Annotated in this window: 26 protein-coding genes; all 26 read left to right on the forward strand. The window is 33.1% G+C overall.

The features are described from left to right. Positions 1–675: 675 nt before the first annotated feature. The 26 genes from GM661_RS08840 to GM661_RS08965 all read left to right on the forward strand — a co-directional run bounded on the left by GM661_RS08840 (position 676) and on the right by GM661_RS08965 (position 23,975). Complete coding sequence (locus GM661_RS08840) at positions 676–2,385, forward strand: S-layer homology domain-containing protein (RefSeq protein WP_230869661.1); 1,710 nt, start codon at positions 676–678, stop codon at positions 2,383–2,385. Between the two features lie 324 nt (positions 2,386–2,709). Next, the gene (locus GM661_RS08845) at positions 2,710–3,507 is read left to right on the forward strand and encodes a helix-turn-helix domain-containing protein (RefSeq protein ID WP_230869662.1); all 798 of its coding nucleotides are present in this window, start codon (positions 2,710–2,712) and stop codon (positions 3,505–3,507) included. Between the two features lie 267 nt (positions 3,508–3,774). After that, positions 3,775–4,683, forward strand: a complete 909-nt coding sequence (locus GM661_RS08850; RefSeq protein ID WP_230869663.1) for a DMT family transporter — start codon at positions 3,775–3,777, stop codon at positions 4,681–4,683. A 39-nt stretch (positions 4,684–4,722) separates the two neighbouring features. Then, positions 4,723–5,694: an alpha/beta hydrolase family protein gene (locus GM661_RS08855; protein ID WP_230869664.1), complete on the forward strand. Its 972-nt coding sequence runs from the start codon at positions 4,723–4,725 to the stop codon at positions 5,692–5,694. A 36-nt stretch (positions 5,695–5,730) separates the two neighbouring features. Then, complete coding sequence (locus GM661_RS08860) at positions 5,731–6,204, forward strand: VOC family protein (RefSeq protein WP_230869665.1); 474 nt, start codon at positions 5,731–5,733, stop codon at positions 6,202–6,204. 64 nt (positions 6,205–6,268) lie between these two features. After that, positions 6,269–6,772, forward strand: coding sequence for a GNAT family N-acetyltransferase (locus GM661_RS08865; protein WP_230869666.1), 504 nt, complete (start codon positions 6,269–6,271; stop codon positions 6,770–6,772). A gap of 152 nt (positions 6,773–6,924) precedes the next feature. After that, positions 6,925–7,332 (forward strand): DUF2000 domain-containing protein, encoded by a 408-nt coding sequence (locus tag GM661_RS08870; protein ID WP_230869667.1) that lies wholly within the window; start codon positions 6,925–6,927, stop codon positions 7,330–7,332. A gap of 301 nt (positions 7,333–7,633) precedes the next feature. Then, complete coding sequence (locus tag GM661_RS08875) at positions 7,634–8,935, forward strand: alpha/beta hydrolase (RefSeq protein WP_230869668.1); 1,302 nt, start codon at positions 7,634–7,636, stop codon at positions 8,933–8,935. A 60-nt stretch (positions 8,936–8,995) separates the two neighbouring features. After that, positions 8,996–9,508: a GNAT family N-acetyltransferase gene (locus GM661_RS08880; RefSeq protein ID WP_125990083.1), complete on the forward strand. Its 513-nt coding sequence runs from the start codon at positions 8,996–8,998 to the stop codon at positions 9,506–9,508. Between the two features lie 73 nt (positions 9,509–9,581). Next, positions 9,582–9,923: a cupin domain-containing protein gene (locus GM661_RS08885; protein WP_230869669.1), complete on the forward strand. Its 342-nt coding sequence runs from the start codon at positions 9,582–9,584 to the stop codon at positions 9,921–9,923. Between the two features lie 39 nt (positions 9,924–9,962). Continuing rightward, positions 9,963–10,307, forward strand: coding sequence for a DsrE family protein (locus GM661_RS08890; RefSeq protein WP_125990087.1), 345 nt, complete (start codon positions 9,963–9,965; stop codon positions 10,305–10,307). Positions 10,308–10,335: 28 nt separating this feature from the next. Further along, on the forward strand, positions 10,336–10,776 hold the full coding sequence (locus GM661_RS08895; RefSeq protein WP_230869670.1) for an NUDIX domain-containing protein: 441 nt from the start codon (positions 10,336–10,338) through the stop codon (positions 10,774–10,776). Between the two features lie 477 nt (positions 10,777–11,253). Further along, on the forward strand, positions 11,254–12,555 hold the full coding sequence (locus GM661_RS08900) for a M18 family aminopeptidase (protein WP_125990091.1): 1,302 nt from the start codon (positions 11,254–11,256) through the stop codon (positions 12,553–12,555). 155 nt (positions 12,556–12,710) lie between these two features. Next, positions 12,711–13,160, forward strand: a complete 450-nt coding sequence (gene spoVAC / locus GM661_RS08905) for a stage V sporulation protein AC (protein ID WP_125990093.1) — start codon at positions 12,711–12,713, stop codon at positions 13,158–13,160. 5 nt (positions 13,161–13,165) lie between these two features. Continuing rightward, positions 13,166–14,182 carry a stage V sporulation protein AD gene (gene spoVAD, locus GM661_RS08910; protein ID WP_230869671.1) on the forward strand — a complete coding sequence of 339 codons (1,017 nt, stop codon included), beginning with the start codon at positions 13,166–13,168 and terminating at the stop codon, positions 14,180–14,182. A 5-nt stretch (positions 14,183–14,187) separates the two neighbouring features. Continuing rightward, positions 14,188–14,541, forward strand: a complete 354-nt coding sequence (gene spoVAE, locus GM661_RS08915) for a stage V sporulation protein AE (protein WP_230869672.1) — start codon at positions 14,188–14,190, stop codon at positions 14,539–14,541. 376 nt (positions 14,542–14,917) lie between these two features. After that, on the forward strand, positions 14,918–16,204 hold the full coding sequence (locus GM661_RS08920; protein ID WP_230869673.1) for an MFS transporter: 1,287 nt from the start codon (positions 14,918–14,920) through the stop codon (positions 16,202–16,204). Positions 16,205–16,207: 3 nt separating this feature from the next. Next, on the forward strand, positions 16,208–16,840 hold the full coding sequence (locus GM661_RS08925) for a class I SAM-dependent methyltransferase (protein ID WP_230869674.1): 633 nt from the start codon (positions 16,208–16,210) through the stop codon (positions 16,838–16,840). 129 nt (positions 16,841–16,969) lie between these two features. Then, the gene (locus GM661_RS08930) at positions 16,970–17,695 is read left to right on the forward strand and encodes a YetF domain-containing protein (protein WP_230869675.1); all 726 of its coding nucleotides are present in this window, start codon (positions 16,970–16,972) and stop codon (positions 17,693–17,695) included. Between the two features lie 601 nt (positions 17,696–18,296). Further along, positions 18,297–18,743: a CBS domain-containing protein gene (locus tag GM661_RS08935; RefSeq protein ID WP_407929625.1), complete on the forward strand. Its 447-nt coding sequence runs from the start codon at positions 18,297–18,299 to the stop codon at positions 18,741–18,743. Between the two features lie 6 nt (positions 18,744–18,749). Next, positions 18,750–20,033, forward strand: a complete 1,284-nt coding sequence (locus GM661_RS08940) for a cation:proton antiporter (RefSeq protein ID WP_230869677.1) — start codon at positions 18,750–18,752, stop codon at positions 20,031–20,033. 83 nt (positions 20,034–20,116) lie between these two features. Beyond that, a complete protein-coding gene (locus GM661_RS08945; RefSeq protein ID WP_230869678.1) occupies positions 20,117–20,350 on the forward strand; it encodes a hypothetical protein in 234 nt (77 codons plus the stop codon). Between the two features lie 47 nt (positions 20,351–20,397). Further along, on the forward strand, positions 20,398–21,081 hold the full coding sequence (locus GM661_RS08950) for a response regulator transcription factor (RefSeq protein ID WP_230869679.1): 684 nt from the start codon (positions 20,398–20,400) through the stop codon (positions 21,079–21,081). Beyond that, complete coding sequence (locus GM661_RS08955; protein WP_230869680.1) at positions 21,071–22,459, forward strand: sensor histidine kinase; 1,389 nt, start codon at positions 21,071–21,073, stop codon at positions 22,457–22,459. Before GM661_RS08950 ends, GM661_RS08955 begins: the two co-directional genes overlap by 11 nt. A 135-nt stretch (positions 22,460–22,594) precedes the next feature. Next, a complete protein-coding gene (locus tag GM661_RS08960) occupies positions 22,595–22,918 on the forward strand; it encodes a hypothetical protein (protein WP_230869681.1) in 324 nt (107 codons plus the stop codon). Between the two features lies 1 nt (position 22,919). After that, positions 22,920–23,975, forward strand: coding sequence for a V-type ATPase subunit (locus tag GM661_RS08965; RefSeq protein WP_230869682.1), 1,056 nt, complete (start codon positions 22,920–22,922; stop codon positions 23,973–23,975). Positions 23,976–23,977 lie beyond the last annotated feature (2 nt).

The raw sequence follows: 23,977 nt of genomic DNA on the forward strand, positions 1-23,977 counted from the left end.
TTGCTTTCGCAATGTTTGTTATAAAAGCAAAATTTTGATTATTAATAAAGTTTGGAAACAAAGTTTTTCATTAGTTAAAAGAAATTATGTGTCTTTAAAATTATGGATAACTTTAAAGACCGACAAATATATTTACTTTCCTTGTCGTGTGCTATGGTGTCCTACCTCCGCTTACTGTCGAGAAATTATCCTCCGGCGTCCTGCCTGCGGATAATTTCTAGAGTCGTCCAGTAAATATATTTGTCTGGTTTATGATAATTAGTTAACTTTGTGCAAAAAGTGGTTTTAAGAATAAATATAATTGTTGATTAAGTTTGGATCGCCAAACCACTTTGTTCTACTATCCTTGATTTTACTTAAATAAAATTGCTTGTGAGAATTGAGGGAGATATGGCCTTCTCCTGGTTTTTAAGTTTTATATTATAGGTCTATACTATGAGAAATTCAAAATATGTAATTATCTTTATCTTTATCATTTGCTAAAAATTAAAGGGGGGGAGTTCAAATTTAGTAATATAGCGGCAAATGTAAAGATATTATAGACTGCTTTTATCTATGGGCTTAAAGGTAATTTTAAGATTAAGGAAATAAAGAGACTTATTCTTACTTATCTGTTAAGCAAAGATAAATCAGTCAATATATTAAAACTAGAAACAGAAAACGAGGAGGATCTACATGAAAAAATTTCTTATTGCTATGTTGCTTGTTTTAGCTTTAACTGCTTCTGCATTTGCTGCTTCTTTTGCAGATGTGCCTTCAAGTCACTGGGCATACCAGGCAGTTAATAAACTTATTGCTTCTGGTATTCTTTCCGGATATCCAGATGGGACTTTCAAAGGCCAGAATAATCTGAGCCGTTATGAAATCGCTGTTGTTGTGGCCCGTGTTCTTGAGGAAATTGAAGCAGAACAGGCAGCTTTAGCTGACAAAGTTGAAGATGCTGCTAACAATTTGAGTATTGGTGAAGCTCAACAGGTTAATCAGATCGTTAAATCGCTTGTGGCTAAAAACACTGGTGAGGAATTAAGTAATCAACAGGCTGACGAAGTGCGCAGTATAGTCCAGGCTCTGACTTATGAATTCAAGCCAGAACTTACTGACTTAGGTGTTGCTGTTGATGAGTTAGACAGCAGATTAACTGCTGTAGAAGCAGATGTTAAGGGTTTGAAAGCAGATAAACCTAAAATTACTTTCGGTGCCTGGGGACGTGCTATTGTTGCTCCAGGGATGGAGCCTGATGATGGAGACACTCGTCCTCAACAGACTGTATCCTGGGGTTGGGATAACGCCCGTATCGGTTGGACTATGAAAGGTGAAAGTGCAGATGGAAACATAGGTATCCATATTGATAGCAATGCTGATGGCGGTGGATTTGGCCACCAGGACCAACAGAAAGTATGGGCAAAACCTTCTGAAAATATTACTCTTGAAGTAGGACCATCAGTATTTTTTGATAAATTACGTGGTAATGCTGCCTATGGTGCCTGGAACTGGATGCGTTTTAACACACAGGACGATGAAGATGCTATCTTCGTTCGTGGTAAAGCAGGTAAGGGAGACGGAAAGACCCCTTATCGCAGCGCTGAAGCCCAGGATGGTATAAATGGTGGTGCCCTAGTTCATTATGATAAAGACAATTTAACTTTATATGCTTCCTTTGATCAGAGTGATGGTGGTACTGTTGTGGCGGAAGAAAAAGATTCTAGTGGTACGGTTATTCAGAAGGAAGTAAAAGAAAAAGAGTATACTACTGCTAAGATGTTTAAACGTGGTCAGTATGGTGTTGGCTATGCTACTGATTTTGGATTGGTCCGTGCTCAGTACATAGGAAAAGCAACATATGCAAAAGACCCAAGTGATGATGAGATGGAGGAATATGGTGTTTTTAATGCTGCAGTAAGATTTGACAAGCTGGCATCTGATTTCACCCTTGACGTTGGTTTGTTTGTTCCAACTGATGATCCTGAAGATTGTGGAGAATATAAAGGGTTAAATGCTTATGCTAATTATACTGGTGTAGATAAGTGGACTTTGCATAGTACAGTTCAAACCAAGTTTGATAAAGCAGATGTAGATGGTGATGAAGATTTAGCTTTTCAACTTGGTTTTGGGGGCGACTATGACTTAGCTGATGGTGCCTATACTATTAATACCGATTTACGTTATTTCAATGAAAACTGGATGTACGATGAAAAGAGATTTGAAGAATATGGGGGAGATGGCGATCAAATTGGTTTCTTAGTAGGTATTGCTAAAAACTTAGAAAATGGTAAAGTTGGTATAGGTCTGGAATACACTACTCATTCATTCAATGGTCATGATAGTACATATGATGGAGACGAGGAGAACTGGGCATTTCCTATCGTTGTTGAGTACTCGTTCTAAGCAGTACGTAGTGTAGTAATTAAGGTGTTATAGTCTGCGAGAGTAGACTATAACATCTTTTTTTTATAAATACACTGGTGTGTTTGTCTGATCTCTCAGATTCCTTAGCCAGTTCTAGTTCTTCCAGTAAGCAATTCCTTAAATTGCTTATTTTCAGTCCCTAAGTTGCTAACATATTTTTAGAAAAACGATATAATCTGTTTTTTGAAATCATTTATTTTTGTGATATACTAAGATATGGGAATTTTATAAATTGATTATTATATTTCCTGCTTTGCTAAGGTTGAGCAAAATACCATATATACAGGTAGGTGAAGATATGATATGTTATCTTATTATTCAGATAAAAACATTGATATTTTTGAAATAAAAAAATGTCTTAATGTTATGCAATCGGAAAAAGCGCATTTTCATCATGAATTATCTATTGCCTTGATTGATAGAGGAGGTACTTCAGTAAAATTTGAGAATAAGACTTATAATTTCACTGCAAAAGATTTAATAATCTTCCCCCCTGGATTGGTTCACTGTTGTAACCCTTATAGTTTAGAAAACTGGGGATTTACAATGGTTTATCTTGATTATGGCTGGTTTAAGGGTATTTTCAAACTGGAATTTAAGGAAAATGAGGTGTTTAGTTATAAGTTGAGTAGGGGTGAATATTTGAGACTGAAAAACAATCTCTTGTTTTTAGAAAAGAGGGTTGATTATATAAGTAAGAAAAAGTGTTTAATAAGAATATTGGAAAAATATCTAATTCAAAATATGAGAAAATTTAATGATATTAGAATTGATTTATTAGAGAAAGAGAGGATTAAAAGGGTAAGGGAATATATTGAGGACAATATTAACCAGAAAGTAACCTTAAATGAATTATCGAATTTTTCCGGTATAAGTAAATATCATTTAATGAGAACATTTAAAAAAATGTATAAGGTATCACCACTTACTTATCAGAGGAATCTAAGGTTTAATCTTGCTAAAAAAGGGCTTAAGGAGGGTGGGGATATTTCAAAAATTGCGGTTAGTTTAGGGTATTATGACCAGAGTCATTTTACTAATGAGTTTAAAAAATTTTCAGGGACGACTCCAGATGATTATAGAAAGAATTTGTGTATATAAGTAGCACTTAAATATAGCACTTTTCTGTTCCAGCCAATTATATTAATTCCGCTTGTCGTTCGTTACGGCGTCCTGCCTCCACTCACTGTCACATATTTTTCACTTCGGCATCCTGCCTACGTGAAAAATATAGAGTCGCTCCATTAATATAATTGGCTTACACAAAGCATAGTGTGAATAAATTAAATGAAAATTTTTATAGCAAGTTTTTACAATACTATTTCTTTTCAAGGCCATATAATGAACAAAAAACAGGGAGTGAACGAGATGGAAAGAGATAGTATAAACGGATATTTACTGGCTTTTTTTACAATTTTAATCTGGTCAACGACATATATTTTTACTAAAAATCTATTACAGGAGTTAACACCATATGAGATATTGTTTTATAGATTTGGTTTAGCCTATCTTATTTTATGGCTTATATCTCCTAAATTTGATTTAGATCTAAGTCTTAAAAAAGAAGTTTTCTTTTTCACCCTGGGGTTACTTGGTGTAACGGCTTATTATTTATTAGAAAATATAGCCTTGAAATATACCCAGGCCTCAAATGTAGGCTTAATCGTATCATCAATTCCAATGTTTACAGCGGTAATTGCTCATTTCCTGCATGAGGATGAATTATTTCATAAAAATATAGTCTATGGGTTTATACTTTCCATGTTCGGCATTTTTTTGGTTATTTTTAATGGTAAATATATTTTAGATTTAAACCCAGTTGGAGATATTTTAGCCCTATTATGTGCAGTAATATTTGCAGTGTATTCTAATCTTTTAAAAAAATTAAATAGTGGTTTAAGGAGGATTCTGATAATACGAAAGATATTTTTTTATGGTTTAATAACAATGACTCCTGTTATAATTTATAATAATATTGAGATTCAGTTCAAAAAATTACTGGATATCAATATCCTGGGTGGTTTTTTGTTTTTAGCTTTACTGGCATCAATCTTAGCCTTTATTATGTGGTATAAAGCAATTGAGTTACTTGGTACCATAAAGACAAGTAGTTTTATATACCTGGTTCCCTTAATAACAATGGTATCATCATCTATATTTCTAAAGGAAGAGATCAATATTATTATGATTACAGGGGGAGTTTTAATTTTGTTTGGGGTATATTTAAGTGAGCGGAAAACAAGTAGTAGAAAAGGGCAAAAAAATTGGTCTGTGTAATGTTCAATACATTCTTAAGGTTAAGAGCTTTAAAAAAATATGAGATGGGAGAGGGAGAATATTATCTTAAGAAAAACAATTCTAATTTTAGTTTTACTGTTGATTTCTATGATGATTTTATCTGGCTGTGTTAGTTATGATCATCTTAGCAAACACAGTATTACACAGGAAAATGATTTCACAAATTATTATGTGTTTAAAGAGGGTAATGATAATAAAGATAGTTTGATTATATTTATTGGAGGTAGTGGTTATAGCTCTGTTTTGGGCTTAAAGGAATATGGAATATGGAAAACAATCACACTTGCTTATGACTTACAGAATAAGCTGCTTTCTGATTTTGATATTTTAGTTCCAGAAAAAAAGAATATTAAAATGGGGAAAAATCATGAAAATGAAAGAAGGGTTCTGGAAAACTATACCCTGGAACAGCGAGTCTCAACTGCCTCTCTGGTAATTGATAAGTATTTAGAAAATAAGCAATATAAGGAGATTATTTTGCTGGGATTTTCTGAAGGGGGTTATATTTTACCTCGTATATATTTAAATTTAAAAAGTAAAGAGAGGATATCTGGTTTAGCAGTCTTGTCTGCTGGTGGTTTATCCCAGTATAATTCCTTGAAAACACTTAGTGAAAAGGATTATTCATACCCTGAAGGATACAAAAATGAACTTAAGCGTTTAGAAGAAGTGGTGGAAGATATAAAACAAAATCCAGATACTATTAATAAAAGGTATTTAGGTTTACCATATAAAAGATGGTCAAGTTTTATGTTTTATCGTCCTTTAGATGATCTGCTAAAAATAGATATACCGATTTTTATGGGACAGGGTGAGATGGATATGATGTCGCCTGTGGATAGTGCTAGAAAGGTAAAAGAGGAGTTTGAAAAAATGCATAAAGAAAATCTTACCTATATTGAGTATAAGGATAAAGGTCATGGCTTTAATGGGGAATTTGAAACTATTATTAAGGATATAGAGGATTGGTTTAGGAAAGAAATCAGGTAATCTGATATTTATAGTTAAAATAAAAGGAGAGATGTGATGAAATATAAGTGTGCTTTGTTTGTAGTTGATAACATGGAAAAAGCCAAAAATTTTTATATTGAGATTCTGGGTCAAGAGATTAAATATGATTTTGGGGAAAGTGTAACCTTTGAAGGTGGTTTTGCAATACACGAAAAGGAGCACTTTAGTTATCTACTCGGAGGGTTAGCAATACATAAAAACCCCAATAATTCAGAACTTTATTTTGAGTATGATGACCTTGAACAACTCGAAAATAAATTAGAAAAAGAAAAAGTAGAATTTATTCATCAAGTAAAAGAACAACCCTGGAGACAGAAGGTGTTAAGGTTTTATGATCTCGATAAAAATATTATCGAGGTAGGTGAATCCCTAGAACATCTAGTTTATCGATTATGGAATGAAGGAAAAAGTTATGAGGAAATAGCTGAAATAACAGATATGGATAATGAATTTGTAGAAAAATCAATCAAAAAATTTTCCGGGAGATAAATATCCTAAAATGCTGTAAGAATGGTATTATAAAGCAGGTTAATATGTGAAGGGGGGAGGGGATATGTCAATCAGCCTGGCAGTTCCAAATGATATTATAGAGATTATGGAGTTGGTAAAAAGCTGTATCATTGATCTGGAAGCACATAAGATTTATCAATGGAATAAAAATTACCCTACTGTAGATCATTTTGAAGGGGATATAGAAAATAAGTCATTATATATTTTTAAAGATGGAGGAGTAAATCAGGGAATTATAACAATTAATGAAACCCAGCCCCTTGAATATAAAAAACTAGACTGGTTAATTGATGATAGCAGAGTAATGGTTATCCATAGATTAGCTGTAAAACCTATTTTTCAAAGACAGGGAACTGGGCAAAGGCTTATGAATTTTGCAGAAAATTTTGCCTTTAACAATGATTATGATTCAATTAGATTAGATGCCTATAGTGGTAACCCGAGGGCGATCAAGTTTTATGAAAATAGAGGATATAAGAAAATTGGCCAGGTGTTTTTTCCAGGAAGGACTCTCCCGTTTTATTGTTATGAAAAAATAGTTCGCTAAATAGTAAGGTATTGTGTGTAAAAAATAACGGTAATTAAGTAGAGATGAGGAAATTATAGAGACCCTCTTGCTGGTTTTGAGCAACATTTTGCAATATATTCTCCTAAATTAATGTTATTATCTAAGAAATAAATAATTTAGGGGGAAATGCAATGAAATGTGTAATTCTTATTAATGAGGAACTTCCGTTAGGGCTAATTGCCAATACTTCGGCAGTTTTAGCAATGTCTATAGGAAAAAAATATGATCATTTAATTGGTTGTGATGTTGAGGATCAGGACGGGGTTATTCATCCCGGTATTACCCAAATACCTATTCCATTGTTAAAGGGAAATGATGAATTATTAAAAACCATAAGAACGAGAATTTTAAACAAAGAAGTGAATGATGTCTACATGATAGATTTTTGTAATATGGCCCAGAAATCAAAAAACTATGACCAATATATGATCAGGATGAAAGCAACCCCAACAGAAAAATTATCATACCTTGGAATTGGTCTATGTGGTCCTGAAAAAGCAGTGAATAAACTCACAGGTTCTCTTCCCTTATTGAGATAGGTATGCTTAAGATTTTATTAATGATTATATCAATACTTCTTTATTCCAATTTGAACATAGAGGAATTTTATTTGTGATAGATTAAGGTAAAAGTAAGATATAAAGTTATGGTTGTTGATGATGAAAGAGAAATCAGGAGTTAATATCACGTTATTTACAGAAGAACAGACTATTAGATAAATATTCCAGCACACAGATTCTATCTATAATTTATTTTCTAAAAATGATATAATATATAAAAAGTTTATTAAAACTACTCTGGATTATAAATTTTTTTCCTGAATGGGAAAGGGGTAATAAGTTGAAGGTATTTCTCACTTTAAAACTAATGATCATTGTTGTCTGTCTAGTGTTGGTTAGTGGTATAGTTCTGGCGGAAGGTTCTTTAAGTGGTAAATGGGAAGGTGCGATTGTTGTTGATGGGCAGGAATTAGGTATTACTATTCATTTCAAGGGAGATGTGGATGATTTGCGGGCAAGTATTGATATACCGTTACAGGGGGTTAAAAACTATTCTCTACAAAATATTAAAATAGAAGGCAAAAAAATATATATGGAGCTCCCTTCCCAGGTAACAGGGAAATTCTCCGGTAAATTGCAAGGGGAACAGATTAGCGGGGAGTATAATCAGGGTATGGCCAGTGGTGATTTTTACCTACAAAAAAAAGTTAACCAGGGAGTTGAAAAAGAAGAACAGAGTGAGAAAGAATTAACAGTAGAGGAAGTTAGTCTGGAAGTTGATGATGGTGTTCTCTACGGTACTCTACAGCTTCCCGGTGGTGAATATCTATTAGAAAGCAAAAAGCACCCTGTGGTATTAATTATAGCAGGTTCTGGTCCTACAGATCGTAATGGAAATTCAATAGTTAGTGGAGAAAATAATTCCTTGAAAATGTTAGCAGAAGGACTGGCTGAAGGGGGAATTGCTTCTTTACGTTATGATAAAAGGATGATTGCAGAAAGCTCAGGGATTAATACTTCAGAGGCTAAATTGAGATTTAATGACTTTATAAATGATGCAGTGGGATGGATTAATAAATTGCAACAGGACAGGCGTTTTTCTGATGTGTATGTACTAGGTCATAGTCAGGGTTCATTGATTGGGATGGTTGCTGTACGTCAAAGCAATGCAGACGGATTTATATCTATCGCCGGTCCTGGCAGGAATATTGCTCAGATATTAGAGAGACAGTTATCATCTTCTTTGCCCGGGGAACTAAAACAGGAATCTTTTAGGATACTTAATTCCTTAAAATCAGGAGAGACAGTAGCAGATGTTGATCCTAAATTAAATAGTTTATTTCGACCTGCAATTCAACCTTTTTTAATCTCATATATGAAATATGACCCGTTAATAGAAATAGGGAAATTATCTGTTCCTGTATTAATTGTTCAGGGTACTAGAGATTTGCAGGTAAGTATTGAAGATGCCCAAAGATTGAAGGAAGCTAATAGTACAGCAGAGTTAGTAATTATTGAGAATATGAATCATGTATTAAAAGAAGTATCAGCTGATCCAGCTGAAAACATTGCTGCCTATAGTAAATCAGATTTACCTTTAGCTGATGATTTAGTAAAAGTAATTAATGAATTTATTAAGTGATGAGAATTATATTAGGACTGGGTTTACTAGAATAGGGTTATTATAGAAGGGGGAAGGAATATGGGTAAGTTAATTGATACTAAGTTGAGTGATTTTAAATTAAGATTTGCTGAGATAGGTGATGTCTCCCTAATATTGAGATTTATCAAGGAATTAGCCGAATATGAAAAAATGTTAGATGAGGTAGTAGCAACAGAGGAGGTTTTAAAAGAATCTCTGTTTGAAAAAAGGATAGCTGAGGTTATTATCGGTGAATTTCAGGATAAACCGGTATCATTTGCTTTGTTTTTTCATAATTTCTCTACTTTTCTGGGGAGACCTGGTATTTATCTGGAAGATTTATTCGTAAAACCTGAGATGAGAGGAAAAGGCTTTGGTAAAATAATGCTTTCTTTTCTAGCTAAGCTAGCAGTAGAAAGAAAATGTGGTAGAATGGAATGGTGGTGTTTAGATTGGAATAAACCGTCAATTGATTTTTACAAACATTTAGGTGCAATTCCTATGGATGATTGGACAGTATATAGAATATGTGATGAACAATTAAATACCTTAGCAAATCATTTTGATGAGTAGAGTAGTATTTTAGGTATTTACAAGTCTGAGTTTAAAGATGCAAAATACTTATATAAAGGGGAGAAATTGAAGTATGAAAGAAATATTTCCTGATCCAATTCAGAAATTACCTGAAGCAGATATACCTTTAGATGGAATTAAAGCATATTTGTCTCAGGGGAAAGATCATCAAATTCTTTTTATGAAATTTGAAAAAGATGTAGAATTACCTGAACACTCCCATCAAAGCCAATGGGGGATTGTCCTTGAAGGAAAAATAGAATTAGTTATTGATGGTGAAAGAAATATTTTTGAAAAAGGAGATAGATATTTTATTCCGGCTGGGGTTAAACATCATGGGAAAATATTTGCTGGTTATACTGATATAACTTACTTTCACCAAAAGGATAGATATAAAGTTAAAAGTAGGTGTTAATAAGTCTACAATTACTATTATAATAAGGAGAACAAAAAAATGAATAATACAAAAAAATTATATATTCTATGGACAAATGCAGACCCGATTACTTCTGAAAAAATGGTTATGATGTATGCTATTAATAGCAAATTAAATAACTGGTGGCAAGAGGTATCTATCATAGTTTGGGGAGCAACAGCCAATCTTATTGTAGAAAGTGATTTAATACAAGAAAAAATAAAACAGGCCATTCATGTAGGTGTTAATATTTCTGCCTGTAAGGCCTGTGCCGATCAATTAGGGGTGTCAGATACTTTAGTCGAACTGGGGATTGAACTTAAGTATTGGGGAGAAGATCTAACAGAGATATTAAAGGCAAATGAAAAACTATTAAATATTTAAGAGTTAAGAAGAAAGGGGTATTTTAAATATGCAGTATCCTGAACCTACTGTCGGGGCGGTAATTTTTAATCCAGATAACAAAATTCTTCTCTGCAAATCAAATAAATGGAACAATAAATATGTAATTCCTGGTGGTCATATTGAATTAGGTGAAAAAATGGAAGAAGCCTTAAAGCGTGAAATGTTAGAGGAGACTGGTCTTGAAATATATGATATAAAATTAATAAGTTTAAAAGAAAGTGTTTATAGTAAAACCTTTCATGAGGAGAAACACTTTATCTTTATTGACTATATATGCAGAACAGATTCATATCAAGTCGAGTTGAATGAAGAGGCCCAGGCCTATGTATGGGTTTCCTGGAATGAAATTGATGAATATGAGTTGGGGGGATTTACTGAATCCTTATTAAAAGAATTAAGGAATAAGGAAGAATCTATACATAGAGTAGACATATTATATGATTATTAAGGTGATCTTTTAAAGAGTATATCTATGAAGAATTTGGTTTTGAAGCAGTAAATGAAACCAGGGATTTACCGGGGAAATGGATTATTACGAAAGCTGATATATAAAAGGACATTTGTCACACTGCAATTATTAAATGAATAATATATATAAAACTAACAGGGGGTGAGTCGTGTGGCAGAAGATGTTAAGGGTAGAAGGCACAGAGGATTTCGTGGTGATAGTTTTATAATTGTTATAGTAGTAATTTTGCTATTAATAGGTGTTTTTTAATTTGGTATTAACTTGTAATAAAAATATACTATGAATAATATATAATATTTTATACTAAGTAAATGTGTCACAGGACTTAATATAATATATCAAGGGCTAACCTGTAGGGTAGTCCTTGATATTTTTAAATAGAAAAGTGAATTTATGTAAACTATTTATTAATAAATGAACTGTTTGTTATTTTACTATTTAACAGAGGTGATACAGATGAATAAAAGCGAGGTAGTAATAGAGGAGCTATTAGATTTCATTTACCATAGTCCAACATCTTTCCATACTGTAAAAAATTCTGCTGATATACTTAAACATAATGGTTTTTCAGAACTTAAAGCTAATGAAAATTGGTACTTAGAAAGGAATAAAAGGTATTATTTAAATATTAATGATTCTGCACAAATTGCTTTTGTAACAGGTAGTGCAAGTTTAGATAGGTATGGTTTTCGAATAATTGCCTCACATACTGATTCACCAGGCTTTCGTATTAAACCAGAACCGGAAATGCTTAATTTGAAAAAGTATCTAAAATTAAATACAGAGGTTTATGGTAGTCCAATATTAAATACATGGTTAGATAGGCCTTTGGCACTAGCTGGTAGGCTTAGTATTGCTACAGACAATCCCTTTTTTCCTGATACAAAGTTAATTAATGTTAAAAGACCAATTTTAACTATACCCAATCTTGCTATCCATTTAAATAGGGATGTCAATAAAGGTGTGGAGATAAACAAACAAAAAGGGCTTATGCCTTTGTTGGCTATGGTTACTAATAAATTTGAAGAAAAGGACTTCCTGTTTAGATTTCTCGCCAAAGAGAAGGATATCAGGATAGAACAGATAGTTGATTATGATTTATTCCTTTATGAATATGAACGGGGAAGAGTAATGGGAATGAACAATGAGTTTATATCTTCAAGTAGGCTTGATGACCTTGCTCTGGTTTATGCAAGCATTAAGGCTTTAATTGATGTAGAAAGAAATAAGGCCAGTAGAGTTATGATATTGTTTGATAATGAAGAGATTGGTAGTATGACAAAACAGGGGGCAGATTCACCCTTCTTTACTAATGTTTTAGAACGGGTAGCCATTAATCTGGGATATAATAGGGAAGAATTCTTTTGTGCATTGTCTAATTCATTTATGATTTCAGCAGATATGGCCCATGCAGTTCATCCTAATTATAATGAGAAACATGACCCTACAAATAAAAATTATTTGAATAGTGGTCCTGTTATAAAGATTAGTGCTAATCAAAGATATACCTCTGATAGTGATAGCATTGTAGTGTGTAAAGAATTGTGTAGGAGAGCACAAATACCCTATCAGATCTTTGTTAACCGTTCTGACCAGAGAGGGGGCTCTACCATAGGCCCGGTATCTGCAACTCAATTACCTATCAGGTCTGTCGATATTGGAAATCCTTTACTGGCCATGCATTCCATTAGAGAACTGGCTGGTGTAGACGATTTTTTAAATATTGTTAAATTGTTTAATTTCTTTTACGGAATATAAGATAGGGTTATGTTCTGAAGAAGTAAAATTACATAGTAATAAATTAACAAAGATTCCTAAAAAATATAGGTATAATTTTACTGTCTGTTATAAAGATTAAGTATATAAATACAAAAAAATTATAAGAGATTAAGTAAAGGAGATTGTAGTAAATAGTGAAGCATATTAATAAAACAAAGGATGAATATCAAAAAGTTGTAACAGGAAATCAGGCCCCTACAGCAAAGTTTGCGAATTTTATTAAAGCCTATATTGTAGGGGGATTTTTTTGTGTTATTGGACAGGGGTTATGGCATATCTATATGTTTGCTAATCTTTCTCAAGAAGATGCAGGGGTTTTAAGTACAATTACAATGATTTTTATTGGGGGGTTATTGACTGGAATAGGGGTTTATGATGAGATAGGACAGTTTGCAGGTGCAGGTTCAATAGTCCCTGTAAGCGGTTTTGCCAATGCAATGGTGTCACCGGCAATGGAGTTCAAACAGGACGGGTTGATTCTGGGATTAGGTGCCAAGATGTTTGATGTTGCAGGTCCGGTGCTGGTTTATGGAATGGTGTCTGCCTTTGTAATAGGCTTATTAAAAACAGTATTAGGGGGATAAATAATATGGCTGAAAAATTACAGGGCCAAACAATAAGTTATAAAAACCCACCACATATTATAGCCCATGGTTCTATAGTTGGTCCAGAAGAGGGGAAAGGTCCACTGGGAGATAGTTTTGATCTGGTTTGTGAAGATGTAAAATGTGAGGAAAAAACCTGGGAAAAGGGAGAGAAGAAAATGGTTGCTGATCTTATTGAACTTACTCTCGGTAAAGCCTCAATCTCAGCCTCAGATGTAGATTTTCTAATAGCAGGTGATCTGTTGGATCAGATAATTACTGCTAATTTTGTTTCCCGAGATTATGATATCCCTTTTCTTGGTATTTACGGGGCTTGTTCAACAGCGGTTGAGGCCTTAGCATTGGGGAGTATGAAGATGGATGGTGGGTATGCAGACTGTATATTATGTTTTGCCTCAAGTAATTATCAGACAGCAGAAAGACAATTCAGGACACCATTGGAATATGGGGTCCAGTATACAGGTAATAATCAGTGGACAGTTACAGGGGCAGGTGCATATCTTTTGGGGTGGATAGGTGGAAAGGTCTGGATTACCCATAGTACTATTGGTAAGGTGATAGACCTGGGTATTAAAGATGCTAATGATATGGGAGCTGCTATGGCCCCGGCAGCAGCAGATACTATTTTACAGCACTTTACTGATTTAAATAGAGGACCGCAGGATTATGATATGATTATAACCGGTGATCTAGCAGGAATAGGGAAGAAAATTTTGACCAGTCTATTAGAAGAAAAGAATATTAAAACCGGGAATAAACTTCAGGACTGTGGAGCGATGATTTTTGGTGGTAAGAAAAAATATGGGGCTGGTGGTAGTGGATGTGCAGCATCTGCTGTTATAATAGGTAGTGTAATTATACCACAAATTATAAGTGGGAAATTAAATAGGGTGCTGGTTATTGGAACGGGTGCATTACTGAGCCCCTTAAGTGTTCTGCAGAATGAATCGGTTCCAGGGATAGCCCATGCAGTAGTAATAGAAAAGATACCAGAGGAGTGATAGGATTGGGTAATTATTTTACAGCCTTCTTAATTGGTGGATTAATCTGTGGATTGGGTCAGGTTTTTCTGGATAATACAAAATATAAACCTGCCCACTTATTGGTTGCTTTAGTAGTCCTAGGCGCGGTTTTTACTGGTTTAGGGTGGTATGAACCACTAATAAAGTTTGCTGGGGCAGGTGTAACTATTCCTGTTTCAAATTTTGGTAATATCCTGACTAAAGGTGTTTTAATGGAAGCTGGCAGAGATGGTTTGTTGGGATTGTTTAAAGGCTTACTTGAAGTTGGTAGTGCTGGAATAAGTGCTTCGGTTATTATTTCTTTTTTTATGGCTGTTATATTTAATCCTAAGGCTTGAGTAGTAATATATTTTAACTGTAAGATTAAGATATTTATTTTTAGATATTAATAGGGTATAATAGGGTTATATAAGTTATTAAACAATTTATATAAGCAGCATTATGAAATTGGAAAGGGAAGGGAGAACTAATATTATTGGTTTCTTAAAGTACAAACATAAGGATTTTGTAAATAAAACTTCTATCAAGATTAAGTCTGGGATAGGGGTTTTTTCTTGACATTGGTAGATAAAAATGTTATAGATAGATGGACAGAAAAAATATTAAGGGGGTAAATTATATTATGATCTCTTAGTGATAATTTTAAGTAAAATTGGCAGCAAAAGTTAAATATATAAAAAATATATATCAGGAAAGGATAATGATAGTTTTATTATGGAAGATAACATTGTATTAGAAGAAAAACCAATTAAAACATCTTTTTATTATGGTTGGATTGTATTAATAATTGCAGCTTTATCTTACTTTTTTTCTGGCCCAGGTCAGACATATTCTATTTCAATTTTTATTGATCATTATATTGATAAATTTAACTGGAGCCGGTCTTTGATCTCCAGTCTTTATTCAATGGCTACCCTGGGTTCAGGTTTAATTATGACGGGGGTTGGTAGGTACATAGATAAACTCGGCCAGCGTAAAATGTTAACGATTGTTCCTTTTGTTTTTGGTCTGGCCTGTTTCTGGATGAGTAGTGTTTTCAACCCAATTATGATCTTTATAGGTTTTTTATTTTTGCGTTTATTAGGTCAGGGTTCAATGACTTTAATTCCACAGACACTAATACCACACTGGTTTAAAAACAAAAGGGGATTTGCCTTAAGTATAATGGGGCTTGGAGGTGTCATTGCTTCCAGTTTGTTGCCTCCTTTAAACAACTGGATGATAGGGAGTCAGGGATTGAAATTAACCTGGTGGTTCTGGGGTATTCTACTTATTTTCTTAATGACTCCACTGGGATGGTTTTTTATTCGCAACAAACCAGAGAATATAGGTTTAACACCTGATGGTGTTGAAAAAGGTGATTTTAGAGCAAAGATAACTCCCCGGGTTTATATGAGTAATGACCCATGGACCTTAAAACAGGCAATGACTACCCGGGCATTCTGGTTTATGATTTATTGTATTGTAGTACCTTCACTGGTTAACACAGGCTTAACTTTTCATATGGTATCTATAGTTACTGAAAAAGGTTTTTCATCAGGTTTTGCTGCTTATATTTTAAGTATTTCTGCAATAATACGTTTCCCAATTACTTTTTTAGCAGGATATTTGTTAGATAGGATAAGGGTTCATATCCTTAAAGCTGTTAATTTTTTTCTTCTGGCAGGGGCATTATTTTTAATCTTACAGGCTGATAGTAAAATTACCTTAATAATATATGCCCTGGTTCATGGTGTATTTATGGTTTTTGATAATGTAAGTACTGGGGTGCTCTGGCCGAATTATTTTGGCAATAAGTATTTGGGAAGTATACGTGGATTTACGATGACAGCGATAGTAATAGGTTCATCATTAGGTCCTCTGCCTTTTGGTATAGCCTATGATTATTTTGGCGGCTATAAGGAGGTAATGATTATTACGATGATTTTACCAATACTTGCTATCATAGCAGCATTTGTTTCTCCACCACCAGAGTATACGGCAGAAAAGGGTGAAAAATAAAAAATGGATTGTAAAATATGTAATAATAAAACGCTGGATATACTGGAATTAGAGTCAATATATTATTATTGTCCCAAATGTAATCTAATCTTCATAGATGAAATCTCAATCCTTGATAGTATTGAAGAAAAAAGTAGATATGAAGAACATGAAAACGGCCATGAAAACCAGGGCTATGTAAGAATGTTTGAGATTTTTATTAAGCAGGTAATTGAACCATATATAAGCAAGACCGGATTAGTACTGGATTTTGGCTGTGGTCCAGGACCTGTTCTGGGAGCTCTTTTAAAAGAGAGGGATTTTACTGTTGACCAATATGATCCATATTTTTTTCCAGAACGGGTTTTTGAGGGTAAAAAATATGATTTAATTACATCTACAGAGGTATTTGAACATTTAAAAGAACCTCTTCAGGAAATGAATAAGTTATATGAACACCTTAAAAAAGATGCTTATCTGGCTATCATGACCTCTTTTCATCCAGGGATTGATGATTTTGCAGACTGGTGGTATAAAAGAGATCCTACCCATATTACCTTTTATAATAGTAATACATTTAAGGAGATTGCCCGGAAATATTCTTTGGAGATAGTGTTTGAGGATGGGGATAAATATTGTTTGTTTAAAAAAAGATAGAGATATTAAAAAACCTCCAGAAAATAGTCTGGAGGTTTTTAATTAGAGATATACTAATTTCTGTATTAAAGTATATGATAATGTATAGGCTATACAATGACAGTAAAATCATTGTAGGGGGTTTCAGTAATGAAGATAATAATCGAAGTAATTTTACAGACCATTCTAGCTTTTTTTGCTATACTTTTTTTTACTAGACTAATAGGGAAGAAACAGATAGCAGAGTTATCTTTTTCTGATTATATTAATGGTATTACCTTTGGTTCAATTGCTGCTACTTTAGCAACTGATACTGCTCAAAGGACCTGGCAGCATTTTATCGGTTTGTTTCTTTTTGCATTCTTGACATTTTTGATGCAGTATATAACCCTAAAAAACAGAACAGCCCTAAAGGTTATTGAGGGTGAGCCTACAGTTCTGATACATAAAGGAAAGATTTTAGAAAAGAATATGAAGGAAACAAGAATAAATATAGGGGATTTATTATCTGAGTTAAGGCAGAATAACATTTTTGATATTAGAGATGTGCATTATGCTATTCTGGAGACAGATGGGAAGTTAAGTGTTCTGCCTAATGCTGATAAGAAACCACTTACTCCCAGTGATATAAAACAGACCGGTCAGGAAGAGGCAGTCAATTCGGAACTTATAGTAGATGGAAAGATAATTAAACAAAATATAAAGCAGCATGGACTAAATAGTAAGTGGTTAAGGGAACAATTAAAAAATAATAATATTGAAAAGGTTGCGGATGTTGTTTATGCTGCCTATAATCCCGTAGATGGTAGTCTATATTTTGACCTTAAAAAAGATAAACTGGGCAAGGATAAATTAGATATAAGTGATATAGAATAACTTATAATTTTTCTTTTTTGTATAAGTAGTAAAGTATAGCAAAGGAAAAAATGACAAAAATTATAGTAGACAATAATTTTAAAAGAATATTCATAGCCTCCTTTATGATGATTTTTTCTTTATTATACCTAGTTTTTTATATTTGATACTTGTAAAAATAAAATTAACTATTTACTATAAATCATAATCTTTTGGATTACGATTTTTTTAAAATCTGGCTAGCAGAGACATTTTGTTCAGGAAATTATGCAATTTTGAAATTGTTGATAACTTTAAAGACCGCCCAATATATTTACTTACCTTGTCGTGCACTATGGCGTCCTGCCTTCGTTTACTGTCGAGAAATTGTCTTCCGGCGTCCATGCCTCCAGCCAATTTCTAGAGTCGTCCAGTAAATATATTGGTCTGGTTTATAATAAGTAGTTATTTTTGAGTGAAAAGTGGTTCTAAGAAAAAATTAATAATTAGTAACTAAATCTGGCTGGCGAAGCCATTTTGTTTTTATACAATAGACGTTATTACAATTTTTTTAATTTGTTTTTAATCTAACCTTGTTATAATCTCTATAAAGTTATTTATGTATATTCAAGGGGGGATGGTCTTGTATATAAAGGATTTTATGATAAGGAATATGACCTCTGTTTCTGATTGTGACACATTAGAATATGCTATTGAGTTAATGCAAAAAGCACAGATGAATGTATTACCGGTGGTAGATAATGAAAATATTTATTTGGGTAGTATTTATAGTAGGAACCTACTTAAAAATATTTTGCCAGAGGAATATGGGTATCTGGAAAGTGTTCGATTATTACATAATGTAAATCAAGCTGCCAATAATTTGCATGAAATACGTAGGAAATTAGTTAAAGATTATATGTCTAAAAAAGTGATTGCCCTTAAGGATTCAGATGAGATGAAACATGTAGCCGAGATAATGTTAAAAAATAAGGAGTCTGTTTTATTTATCACCAATAAAATTGGTAGACTGAGGGGTTACATTAATAGAGGGGATTTGCTTTATTATTTGTTGAAAGCAGGTGAATAGATTAAGATGGGTAGTTTAAAATCAGTAGAAGACCTACAAGGATTACAAGACTGGTTTGTATTAAATGGGGTCAGTGATATTGACCTATATATAATTGCTCTATTAATATTTCTGGCTATGTTGATAGTTCTATTAGTAAAAAAAATGCACATTCCCATTGTAGTTGGTTATGTTTTTCTGGGCATGTTGTTAAGTGTAAGTGTTGTCAACTGCTTGCCTTTTTTATCGGCTGAGGTTAAAAGATGGTATGCCTTTTCGGTTGAGACATTTGATTATATACCAGACCTTGCCCTAGCTTTTATAGCTTTTACAATAGGAAGTGAATTATCGATTAAAATCCTTAAAAACTTAGGGAAAAAGATTATTCTAATAGTTTTTTTTGAGTCAATAGGTGCTTTTCTGTTAGTTTTTCTAGCTTTGTTGGCCATAGGCCAACCGTTTTATCTGGCAATAATTCTTGGTGCTATTGCATCAGCTACGGCTCCGGCGGCAACGGTTATGGTTTTAAAGGAATATAATGCCCAGGGTTCATTGACTTCAACTTTGTTAGCTGTAGTAGGGATTGATGATGCCTTGGCTCTTACTTTATTTAGTTTTGCTGAACCTATTTCATTAATTAAGATTTCTGGTACAGGTAGTTTATCACTGAGCAATGCTTTTTTTATACCCTTATGTGAAGTATTAGTCTCTGTTCTTTTAGGGGGAATTATTGGATTTATTTCTATTAAATTAATAGTTAAGTATGAAGATAAAACTAAAAAAATATTAATTCTGGCAGCAACGGTAATTGGAACTTCTGCTATTTCAGTAATATGGGGGATATCTCCTTTAATTAGTAATATGGCAGTTGGTTTTTCTTATAGAAATTTTGTTGACAAAAACCCTGGTATCGCAGAATACTTAGAGGTTTTTACAATCCCACTCTATGCCATGTTCTTTATCTTAGCAGGTACTAAAATCAGGATCATGGCTGTCAGCTCAATAGGGTTTTTAATAATGGCGTTAGTTTATACCCTGGCCCGCATGATTGGCAAAGTAGGTGGGGCTTCTTTAGGGGCTTATCTGGCAGATGCTGAACCAAAGATAAAGAAATATATTGGGATGGGATTATTATCTCAGGTTGGTGTAGCGGTAGCCCTAGCATATACTGTTCAAAAAGACTATGCTGCTTTTCCGAAGATAGGATTGATGGTTTTTAATATACTTTTATTTACGACTGCTTTAACTGAGGTTATTGGCCCATTGATGACCAAATATGCTGTGATTCATAGTGGTGAAGCCAGCAATTAATTTATAGTTTTACTTATGTAAGGATTAAAAATTCTAAATTTAACACTATACCATTTTGAAATTTTAAAGGAGTATGAATTTTAATGAATGATAAAAAAACAGAACAATTACAGATTAATTTACCAGTGGAAATAAAGGAATGTCTGTTAAAAGAAGCAGCAAGTAGAGGAATGTCTGATGATGAATTAATTAATAAGATATTAGCTGATTATGCAGAAAAACACAAGGACGAGAACGTTGATAATCTTCTTAACAATGAGAAAAGTGAATATAAAGAAATTATTGATGAACTACTTGAAATACTGCGTAAATTTTAGTTTAATTATAAATAAAATACCAGTATTATTTAAGGGTGTGTTAAAAAATGCGTATTTTACTTGTTGAAGATGAAGAGGATTTAGCTGTTACTATTCAAAAAAGATTAGTGAGTGAACATTTTATAGTTGATATTACTTATAATGGGGAAGATGCTATTGATCAAACTATAGCAAATGATTATGATTTGATAATATTGGATATTATGTTACCAGAAAAGAGTGGTTTAGAGGTTCTTGAAGAATTAAGGGAATGGGAAGATAATACCCCTGTTTTAGTTTTAACAGCCCGGGATAGTTTGGAGGACAAGGTTAAAGGTTTAAACATGGGGGCTGATGATTATCTAACAAAACCATTTGCTTTTGAAGAACTACTGGCTAGAATTAAGACCTTATTGCGGAGGGGGGTGCGAGAAAATAGTAATGTAATAAAAAATGGTAACCTGGTAGTAAATACGGTTGAATACCAGGTCTACAGAGGAGATAAAAGGATTGATTTAACCTCTAAAGAATATTCTCTCCTGGAGTATTTATTGCGTAATAGGGGATATCCTTTGACAAGAGGGCAGATAGAAGAACATGTCTGGGGTTACATGAGTGGCAATAATTCAAATGTTGTTGATGTTTATATACGTTTTCTTAGGAAAAAAATAGATGATGGGTTTTCTGAGAAGTTGATAGAAACAATACGGGGCAAGGGCTATAGAATGAGGGTAATCAAAGATGAAAAATAGGGATGTCTATAAACGTATTTCTTTAAAATCTATCCTGACCATCTGGTATATGTTGATACTTTTGCTTGTCTTAACTATTTTTAGTCTATTTTTATATTTTCATATGAAAAGCGAATTATATCAGGAAGTAGCCAGTTTTTTGCAAATTGAGGTAGCTAGTATTAATAATGAGTTAAAGGAAGAGAATATAGAGGAACAACAATTTGTTGATCTATTTAAAAATTTTAATAACAAATATAGTACCCTGGCATTTTATAGTGAATCAGGCCGCTTACTTTTAGGTGATTTGGAAAATAATATTATAAAGAGAAAGATTACAGGTTCTTCCTTTTATAAAATTGTAATGGGTTCAGAGTATAAGTGGGCTATTATCTGTAAACCAAGGATTGTTAAAGGAGAGATAGCTGGTTATACAGTATTGGCCAGGGCATTAATGCATGAGGAAAAAACCCTGAAAAAATTACTTGCAATTATATTTTTTGGCTTGCCATTAACACTATTAATTGCCAGTGGTGGAGGGTATTTCTTGGCCAGGCAGGCACTCTTACCGATAGATAAAATATCTCATACTGCAAGAAAGATTAGTCACAGTAATCTTTCACGTAGAATTGAAATGGGTACAGCAAATAATGATGAAATTGGCCGGCTATCAAATACACTTAATGAATTATTAGCAAGATTAGACAAGGCTTTTTACCGGCAAAAACAATTTACAGCAGATGCCTCACATGAACTACGAACACCTATTGCTGTTATTCGTGCTCAGGTCGAGGAGGTATTAGATAAGAGAAAAGTTACTAATGAGGAGTATCACGAAGTATTAATTGCCATCAAGAAACAGGTTGAGCATATGGGTAATTTGGTTAGTCAAATGTTAATGTTGTCCAGGGCCGATGATAATCAGACTAATATAGAAAAAGAATCTTTTGATTTAGACTTCTTAATCAGTGTCCTTATCGAAGAAATGCATAGTATTGCTCAGTCGAAAAATATTGTCTTAAAAAAGGAGTTAGCAAATGCAAATGAGCCACTCATAATTGAGGCTGATATGAGTTTAATTACACAATTATTACTAAATTTGATAGATAACGCTATAAAATATAGTTATTCTGACGGAATAGTTATTATTAAGGCTAATATGATGTCTAAATATGTCAAGATTGATGTGATTGATCAGGGACCTGGCATCTCAGCAGAGCACCTTCAGAATATATTTGAACGTTTTTACCGGGTAGATAAATCCAGGTCAAGGAAAGAGGGAGGAAGTGGTTTGGGTTTATCTATTTGCCGCTGGATTGTAGAAGCCCATAATGGAAAAATAACAGTGGATAGTCAAGTAGGTAAAGGGACTAGCTTTTCGGTTTATTTACCAAAATAATAAATTGTTGAGTATTTGTTATATTATATTTAGGGATTTCCTTTTTTAACAGCCACATTGAAAAATATTTTTTCAATCATATAAATTAAAAGTTGCCGAACGTAGTGAGGTTAATTCAAAGGGGTGTGATTACTTTTGCAGGAAGAGTTAATTGAGAAACTTATCAATATTGAAGAAGATGCCCGAAAATTGAAAGCAGAGGCAGAGGATGAAATTGATAAACTTGAGCAAAAATATCAAGAGCGCATGTCGCGTGAAGAAAGGGTAAGGATTAGAGAAGCCCAAAATAAGGGGGAAAAATTACTTGGAGATACGGTTGAAGAAGCTGTTAAATATGCAAACAGGGTAAAAAAAGAGTCAGAGAGAGAAATAGGTGAGAATGAAGAGAGATATTCAAAGATAAAGGATTCATTACTTAATAAATATTTTAAAATAATAACTGGGAATAAGGGTGTATAAAATGGGATTAGCTGTGCAATATCCGGTAATAAATGCTAAAATCAGAGCCTTAATAAGTAAAATGCTAGATAATGAAGATTACCGTAATATTATCAAGCTATCTTCTGTTCAGGATATCTTTAATTATTTATATAATAATACCTATTATCATGATAAACTTGCAGAGTTATTTGGGGTTGAAATCCACAGGAGGAGATTTGAATCTACTTTAAAGAAAACCTTTATAGATGATTACCATGTAATAATGAGGTTTTTGAAATCAGGTAGTAGGGATTTCTTTAAGCAATTTTTTGCTAAGTTTGAAATTGAAGATATTAAAATGTTATTAAGGACAATTTTAATTGAACATGATGAGGAATACTTAAAAGAAGGTTTAATTTATCTAGGAAATATTGGGGAAATAGACATTAAAAGTCTTACGGCTATTAGATCCTACCAGGACCTGTTGACAGTTTTTGAGGATACAATCTACTATAATGTTCTTAACAGATTTGCTGATAGGTATGAGAGAGACCGCAATCTATTTCCTGTAGAGATGTCCCTTGACTTTCAGTATTTTTCCAGACTTGAAGAGTTGGGGAAAAAATTAGGGGGTAGTGATTATAGGTATATCGAGGATTTGATGGGGACAGAAGCTGATTTATTAAATATACAGTGGATCTATCGAATTAAGAAATACTATAATCTATCTTCCGGTGAAATATTGAACTATCTTATTCCATTTCATTATAAAATTAACAGGGATAATTTTAAAAAGATGAGCCAGGTAGTTAAAGCTACTGATATGGAAAAATATATTAGATATAATAAATATCAAGAGGTCTTCAGAAAAGCCATAACAGGTAATAGTGATATATTTGGAAAATACTATTTAGCTTTCTTATTAAAAAAGTCAATTAAAGTAAAATCTACTAGTTTTTTTAATATAGGTAATATTATCGCCTATTTAATTATTAAGGAATGTGAGATAAGGGATATTATTACTATAGTTGAAGGGGTTCGCTATTCCCTGTCAACAGATAAGATAAAAGAATATTTGATTAGGGATGGTGTTTAATG

It is taken from the genome of Iocasia fonsfrigidae, from assembly GCF_017751145.1.
GTDB classification, from domain to species: domain Bacteria; phylum Bacillota; class Halanaerobiia; order Halanaerobiales; family DTU029; genus Iocasia; species Iocasia fonsfrigidae.

What these genes read in the sequence shown, in the direction of transcription:
- GM661_RS08840 (WP_230869661.1), top strand. Translation starts at nt 676, where the DNA reads ATGAAAAAATTTCTTATTGCTATGTTGCTTGTTTTAGCTTTAACTGCT.
- GM661_RS08845 (WP_230869662.1), top strand. Translation starts at nt 2,710, where the DNA reads ATGTTATCTTATTATTCAGATAAAAACATTGATATTTTTGAAATAAAA.
- GM661_RS08850 (WP_230869663.1), top strand. Translation starts at nt 3,775, where the DNA reads ATGGAAAGAGATAGTATAAACGGATATTTACTGGCTTTTTTTACAATT.
- GM661_RS08855 (WP_230869664.1), top strand. Translation starts at nt 4,723, where the DNA reads ATGAGATGGGAGAGGGAGAATATTATCTTAAGAAAAACAATTCTAATT.
- GM661_RS08860 (WP_230869665.1), top strand. Translation starts at nt 5,731, where the DNA reads ATGAAATATAAGTGTGCTTTGTTTGTAGTTGATAACATGGAAAAAGCC.
- GM661_RS08865 (WP_230869666.1), top strand. Translation starts at nt 6,269, where the DNA reads ATGTCAATCAGCCTGGCAGTTCCAAATGATATTATAGAGATTATGGAG.
- GM661_RS08870 (WP_230869667.1), top strand. Translation starts at nt 6,925, where the DNA reads ATGAAATGTGTAATTCTTATTAATGAGGAACTTCCGTTAGGGCTAATT.
- GM661_RS08880 (WP_125990083.1), top strand. Translation starts at nt 8,996, where the DNA reads ATGGGTAAGTTAATTGATACTAAGTTGAGTGATTTTAAATTAAGATTT.
- GM661_RS08885 (WP_230869669.1), top strand. Translation starts at nt 9,582, where the DNA reads ATGAAAGAAATATTTCCTGATCCAATTCAGAAATTACCTGAAGCAGAT.
- GM661_RS08890 (WP_125990087.1), top strand. Translation starts at nt 9,963, where the DNA reads ATGAATAATACAAAAAAATTATATATTCTATGGACAAATGCAGACCCG.
- GM661_RS08895 (WP_230869670.1), top strand. Translation starts at nt 10,336, where the DNA reads ATGCAGTATCCTGAACCTACTGTCGGGGCGGTAATTTTTAATCCAGAT.
- GM661_RS08900 (WP_125990091.1), top strand. Translation starts at nt 11,254, where the DNA reads ATGAATAAAAGCGAGGTAGTAATAGAGGAGCTATTAGATTTCATTTAC.
- spoVAD (WP_230869671.1), top strand. Translation starts at nt 13,166, where the DNA reads ATGGCTGAAAAATTACAGGGCCAAACAATAAGTTATAAAAACCCACCA.
- GM661_RS08920 (WP_230869673.1), top strand. Translation starts at nt 14,918, where the DNA reads ATGGAAGATAACATTGTATTAGAAGAAAAACCAATTAAAACATCTTTT.
- GM661_RS08925 (WP_230869674.1), top strand. Translation starts at nt 16,208, where the DNA reads ATGGATTGTAAAATATGTAATAATAAAACGCTGGATATACTGGAATTA.
- GM661_RS08930 (WP_230869675.1), top strand. Translation starts at nt 16,970, where the DNA reads ATGAAGATAATAATCGAAGTAATTTTACAGACCATTCTAGCTTTTTTT.
- GM661_RS08940 (WP_230869677.1), top strand. Translation starts at nt 18,750, where the DNA reads ATGGGTAGTTTAAAATCAGTAGAAGACCTACAAGGATTACAAGACTGG.
- GM661_RS08945 (WP_230869678.1), top strand. Translation starts at nt 20,117, where the DNA reads ATGAATGATAAAAAAACAGAACAATTACAGATTAATTTACCAGTGGAA.
- GM661_RS08950 (WP_230869679.1), top strand. Translation starts at nt 20,398, where the DNA reads ATGCGTATTTTACTTGTTGAAGATGAAGAGGATTTAGCTGTTACTATT.
- GM661_RS08955 (WP_230869680.1), top strand. Translation starts at nt 21,071, where the DNA reads ATGAAAAATAGGGATGTCTATAAACGTATTTCTTTAAAATCTATCCTG.
- GM661_RS08965 (WP_230869682.1), top strand. Translation starts at nt 22,920, where the DNA reads ATGGGATTAGCTGTGCAATATCCGGTAATAAATGCTAAAATCAGAGCC.